General features: G+C 77.4%; 1 protein-coding gene. It reads right to left on the bottom strand.

From position 1 onward, the window contains the following. A partial coding sequence (locus tag GTW08_RS09680) for a UvrD-helicase domain-containing protein (protein WP_161151793.1) occupies positions 1–611 on the bottom strand: 611 nt, incomplete at both ends.

Genomic DNA, 611 nt, shown 5'->3' with positions numbered 1-611 from the left:
CGCGGGCGCCCTTGGCCCGGGCCAGCCCGCGCCCGGTCAGGTCGAGCCGGTCCCGGTCGACCAGCCGCAGCCGCAGCGGGGCGTCGTGCCGGGCGGTCAGCCGCCGCCCGGTGTGGTGGGCCCGGACCGGGTGCACGACGATCCCGGAGTCCCCGAGGGCGGCCTCGCCGAACACCCCGTCCAGCGCGGTGAGCAGGGCCGCGTCGCTGCGGCGGTTGGTCGAGAGGGTGCGCCGGGTCGCCGCCGCGTCGGCGGCCCGCAGGTAGCTGTGCACGTCGGCGCCGCGGAAGGCGTAGATCGCCTGCTTCGGGTCGCCGATGAGCACCAACGTGGTGTCGGGGGCGGAGTGGAACGCCAGGGACAGGATCTCCCACTGCAGCGGGTCGGTGTCCTGGAACTCGTCGACGAGCACCACCGAGAACCGCGACCGCAGCCGCTCCCGGGCGGCGGGGCCGCGGACCGGGTCGCGCAGCGCCGCGGCGAGGCGGGTGAGCATGTCGTCGTAGCTGTAGATGCGCGAGCGCCGCTTGCGGGCGTCGACCTCGCGGCGCACCGCGGAGGCGAAGCCGTACCGGGTGGCGGCCGGGGTGGCCGGGTCGGCGTCGCGGGGC

Origin of the sequence: Pseudonocardia sp. SID8383 (genome assembly GCF_009864975.1) — a bacterium.
Classification (GTDB): domain Bacteria; phylum Actinomycetota; class Actinomycetes; order Mycobacteriales; family Pseudonocardiaceae; genus Pseudonocardia; species Pseudonocardia alni.
Note: the sequence above shows the minus strand (reverse complement) of the source record. Positions and strands in the feature narration are given on the sequence as shown.